This window comes from Limnohabitans sp., assembly GCF_044361645.1.
GTDB lineage: Bacteria > Pseudomonadota > Gammaproteobacteria > Burkholderiales > Burkholderiaceae_C > Limnohabitans_A.
This window is the reverse complement of the sequence record NZ_JBIKIL010000188.1, coordinates 1-4,286: the sequence shown is the minus strand read 5'-3', so window position 1 is coordinate 4,286 and position 4,286 is coordinate 1. Positions and strand designations below refer to the sequence as shown.

Genomic DNA, 4,286 nt, shown 5'->3' with positions numbered 1-4,286 from the left:
CGGCGTTCGCGTCGTCAGCCTCGCCCTCAACCTGCCCGGCCCTGCCGCCCTGATGCGCCTGGCCCAAATGGGCGCCAGCTGCACCAAGGTCAACCCGCCTTCTGGCGACCCGATGCAGCACTACACGCCCGATGGTTACGCGCTGATGCACAAGGGCGTGAAACACCACACCCTGGACCTCAAAACTGCAGCGGGGCAAGCTGCGATGCACAAGCTGTTGCCCAAGACCGATGTGCTGCTGACCTCATTCCGCCCCTCGGCGCTGACCAAGTTGGGCCTGAGCTGGAAGTCGCTTCGCAAACAATACCCCGCGCTCAGCCTGATCGAAGTGGTGGGCGCACCCGGCCCGCTGGCTGAGATTCCCGGCCACGATTTGACCTACCAAGCTGAAGTCGGTTTGGTCAACGGCATGGACCTGCCCCCGAGTTTGTTTGCCGACATGGGCGGCGCGCTCATGGCCAGCGAAGCCACGCTCAAAGCGGTGATCTCGCTCAAGAGCACAGGCAAGGGCTCGCGGCACGAAGTGGCCCTGTCCGATGCCGCCGCTTGGCTGGCCCTGCCGCGCCAGCTGCGCATGACCACCCCCGACGGTGCGGTGGGCGGTGCCCACGCGGGCTACCGCATTTACGCCTGCAAAAACGGCCGCGTGGCCGTGGCAGCCCTGGAGCCGCACTTTGCGCTGAGTCTGTGCGAAGCCGCAGGCGTCCAACTGACCCACCCGATCAAGGACCTGTTCAAACCCGCCACCCGAAAAGCCATAGAAGCTTTTATGGCCAGCCAAACCCGCGCGCAGCTCGACAAGCTGGCCGTGGCCAAAGACATCCCGTTGATGACCCTCAACAAGTGAGTCGGGGGCAACCCTTGAGCCTCAGTTGCCAGTGAATTGCGGTGCGCGTTTTTCCATGAAATGCGCCACCCCTTCGCGAAAGTCGTCACTCGCAAAACTGCGGGCCATCTCCACGTTGGCTTGGCGGGTGTTTTCTGCCAGCGTCTGAAACGGCGCGTCGTACTGCTGGCGCTTGATCACCGCCATCGAACGCGGCGACACGTTGTCCACCAAATCGCGCGCATAGGCATAGGTTGCAGCGGCCAAAGCGTCGGGCGCAAACACCTTGTTGACCAAGCCCATGGCCTGCGCCTCGGGGGCCATCACCTTGCGGGCCGACAGCAGCAAGTCCATCGCGTTGGCGTGGCCCACAATGCGCGGCAGCATCCAGCTCAAGCCATGCTCGGCGATCAAGCCACGCCTAGAAAACGCGGTGGTGAACACCGCGTTGTCGGCCGCAAACCGGATGTCGCAATACAGAGCGTGCACCAGCCCAATGCCGGCGGTCGCGCCGTTGAGCATGCCGATCACCGGCTTCGGGATCGCCGGGTAAAACCCATAACGCGTCTGGTAATCCAGCCGCTGGTTCACATCAAAAGGTTTTGTCCAAGTCGTCGCCGTGATGTCGCTCGGGTCCAGGCCCTTGAGCAAATCCATGTCGGCCCCCGCGCAAAAGCCCCGCCCCGCACCCGTGATCACGATGGCGCGCACGCCCTCGTCTGCGGCGGCAGCGTCCATGGCCTCGCGCACCTCGCGCTCCATAACATGGGTCCAGGCATTGAGCTTGTCCGGCCGGTTCAAGGTGATGGTCGCAATGCGGTGCTCGACGTTGTAGAGGATGTCTTGGTAACTCATGGCAAGGCCTTTCAAAGAAACATGAAACAACTCACGCAGTGCGTTTGCCACGGGCCAAAAACGCTTGGGTGGCGGGCTGTTCCAGCAGCTGCTGGCTCCAGCGCTTGAGCACTTTTTCCAGGCGCGGCGCAGCCACCCCCAGCTGCACCATGGCCACGCCGCCGTTGACCGATTCGCTGTAATCGCAAATCAGCCCGTCACGCAGCTCAAAGCGGCTGATGCCGTCGATCACCACCTGCCGCCCCGCAAACTCGGGCACCTTCGAGGTGAAGCTCGACAAAGACCGCGCATAGGCCAGCTGCCCATTGCACACGGGCTCGAACATCTCCCAGCGGTAGTCTGGCCCGGCATCGCGGTGGAACAGGTCGTTCATCATGTGGGCAATGTCGGCGCGGCCCGTGTGGTCACCATAGATGTAGTCGTGGTAGATGCCGTCGGCCGTGAAGCACTGCGCAAAGGCCTCGCCATCACCTGCTTCGGCAGCGGCCGAAAACCGCTTCAACAATTCTTCAAACGCGGCTTGTTGCATGTTCTTGTCTCCTCTGTTTTTTAAAATCAATCGGGCAAAGGTTCAGGCAAGCGCTGGAGCGTGCGCACCTTGGACGCGCTGATAATGATGGCCTGCAGTCCAAAGCCCAAGACCACACACCACAGGCTGACTGAAACCGGAAAGCTCACCCCCACCACACCGCCCAGCGCCGCACCCAAAGGCCGCGCGCCCGTGCTGACCACAATGTTGATCGACGTGACCCGCCCAATCATGGCGCGGGGCGTCACCGTCTGGCGCAGCGTGGTTGATGTGATGGTCCAGATGATGGGCCCCACCCCGAAGAAAAAGTAAGACAGCGCCGCCAACCAGCCTTGCGGCCAATACAAGGTCAGCGCCATGGTGAACGCGGCCAACACCGAGAAATAAGGTCCGAGCAAAATCGCCTGCCCAAACGGCAGCGCTCGCACCACACGCGGCGCCAGCAATGCCCCCAAGATCATGCCCACGCCATACAAAGCCAGCGTCACACCCACGCCACTGGCGTCCAGCCCCAAGTCGTGGATCGCATAGGGCACATAGGCCGCTTGCAACATGAACCAAGATATGTTCCAGGCGATCGAACAAAACATCATGGGCCTGAGCAAGTCGCTTTGCCACACCCACTTGGCCCCGTCTTGCAACTCCAGCAAAGGGTGGCGTGCAGGCATGGCAGCGCGTTCAGGTTCGCGGATGCCACGCAGGCACAAAACCGCTGCCACCGACAACATGCCCGACAGCACAAACGCCGCCGACGCCCCGGTCCATGCGATCAAGGCCCCGGCCAAAGCTGGGCCTGCCGCAAACGCCGCGCTGCGCGCCAATTCCAGCCGCCCATTGGCTTGCGCCAAGCCCTCCACCTGCACCAGCGCGGGCACCAGCGAAGGCGCAGCCACGCTGAAGGCCACCGTGCCCACCGCCGCCATGAAGCCGATGATGGCCAAAGCCGCAATCGACACATGACCCGTGACGATCAGCGCCAGCAACAACAACAAAGCCAAGGCCCGCAGCGTCTCGGCCAGCGCCATCAAGCGCGTGCGCGAAGTGCGGTCGGCCAGCAGGCCCAGCGGCATGGAGAGCAGCAAAAACGGCAGCGATTGGATGGAGGCCAACAAACCAATTTCACCGGGTCCGGCCTTGAGCAAGAGCACCGCCACGATCGGGACAGCAGCCAGACTCAGCTGCTCGGCCGACTGGGCCAGCAAATTGGACCAGGCCAGACGGCGAAAAGAGGCGGACAGGGCAACAGACATTCAGGGGCTTTGAACAAACGCATCCGCAGGATGCGGCAAACAAGAGATTTCTATTTTGGGCGCGGCCCAAGGCCCAGCATGTCGCCTAGGTTCACCCGATCAAGCCGCCCAGGTCACCAGGCCATAGTAGCTGGTGCCCAGCACCACCAGACCGAACACGATCCGGTACCAAGCAAACACCTCAAAGCTGTTGGTCGAGATGAACTTGAGCAACCAGCGCACACACACCCAGGCACTCAAAAAAGAAAACAACAGACCCACCGCAAACATCGGCGCATCGCTCATGCTGAGCAAGGCACGGTCTTTGTACAGGCTGTAGGCCCCGGCACCAATCAACGTGGGAATGGCCAGGTAAAAAGAAAAGTCGGTCGCGGCCTTGCGCGACATGCCAAGCAACATGCCGCCGATGATGGTCGCGCCGCTGCGGCTGGTGCCCGGAATCATGGCCAGGCACTGCACCAAGCCCACCTTGAGTGCATCTTGCCAACGCATGTCTTCGACCTCGGCAATATGCACGGCGCTGGCCTGTCTGCGCTCGGCCCACAAAATGATGAAACCGCCAATGATGAACGTGGTGGCCACCACCTCGGGTGTGAACAGGTTCGCCTTGATGGCTTTGCCAAACATCAACCCCAAGATCACGGCAGGCACAAAAGCGATGAACACATTCAACGCAAAACGCTGGGCATCGGCGCTGCGCGGCAAGGCACGCACGGTGCTGCTGATCTTTTGCCAATACACAATGATCACCGCCAAAATCGCGCCCGTCTGGATGGCGATGTCAAACACCTTGGCCTTGTCATCGTCAAAACCCAGCAAAGCCCCG

General features: G+C 61.7%; 5 protein-coding genes. 1 reads left to right on the top strand and 4 read right to left on the bottom strand.

All coding sequences use genetic code 11. The features are described 5' to 3' along the window. A partial coding sequence (locus tag ACIQ39_RS18675) for a CoA transferase (protein ID WP_396436086.1) occupies window positions 1-847 on the top strand: 847 nt, incomplete at its 5' end. A gap of 21 nt (window positions 848-868) precedes the next feature. Here ACIQ39_RS18675 and ACIQ39_RS18670 read toward each other — a convergent pair. The 4 genes from ACIQ39_RS18670 to ACIQ39_RS18655 form a co-directional block, all read right to left on the bottom strand. After that, window positions 869-1,681 carry an enoyl-CoA hydratase gene (locus tag ACIQ39_RS18670; RefSeq protein WP_396436085.1) on the bottom strand — a complete coding sequence of 271 codons (813 nt, stop codon included), beginning with the start codon at window positions 1,679-1,681 and terminating at the stop codon, window positions 869-871. A 31-nt stretch (window positions 1,682-1,712) separates the two neighbouring features. Beyond that, on the bottom strand, window positions 1,713-2,210 hold the full coding sequence (locus ACIQ39_RS18665; RefSeq protein WP_396436084.1) for a nuclear transport factor 2 family protein: 498 nt from the start codon (window positions 2,208-2,210) through the stop codon (window positions 1,713-1,715). Window positions 2,211-2,236: 26 nt separating this feature from the next. Then, window positions 2,237-3,460, bottom strand: a complete 1,224-nt coding sequence (locus tag ACIQ39_RS18660; protein ID WP_396436083.1) for an MFS transporter — start codon at window positions 3,458-3,460, stop codon at window positions 2,237-2,239. Window positions 3,461-3,559: 99 nt separating this feature from the next. Continuing rightward, window positions 3,560-4,286: undecaprenyl-diphosphate phosphatase (locus ACIQ39_RS18655; RefSeq protein WP_396436082.1), on the bottom strand; the 727-nt coding region annotated here is incomplete at its 5' end.

Bases quoted from the DNA above. Each gene is read 5' to 3' on its own strand.
- ACIQ39_RS18670 (WP_396436085.1), bottom strand. From the start codon at position 1,681: ATGAGTTACCAAGACATCCTCTACAACGTCGAGCACCGCATTGCGACC.
- ACIQ39_RS18660 (WP_396436083.1), bottom strand. From the start codon at position 3,460: ATGTCTGTTGCCCTGTCCGCCTCTTTTCGCCGTCTGGCCTGGTCCAAT.
- ACIQ39_RS18665 (WP_396436084.1), bottom strand. From the start codon at position 2,210: ATGCAACAAGCCGCGTTTGAAGAATTGTTGAAGCGGTTTTCGGCCGCT.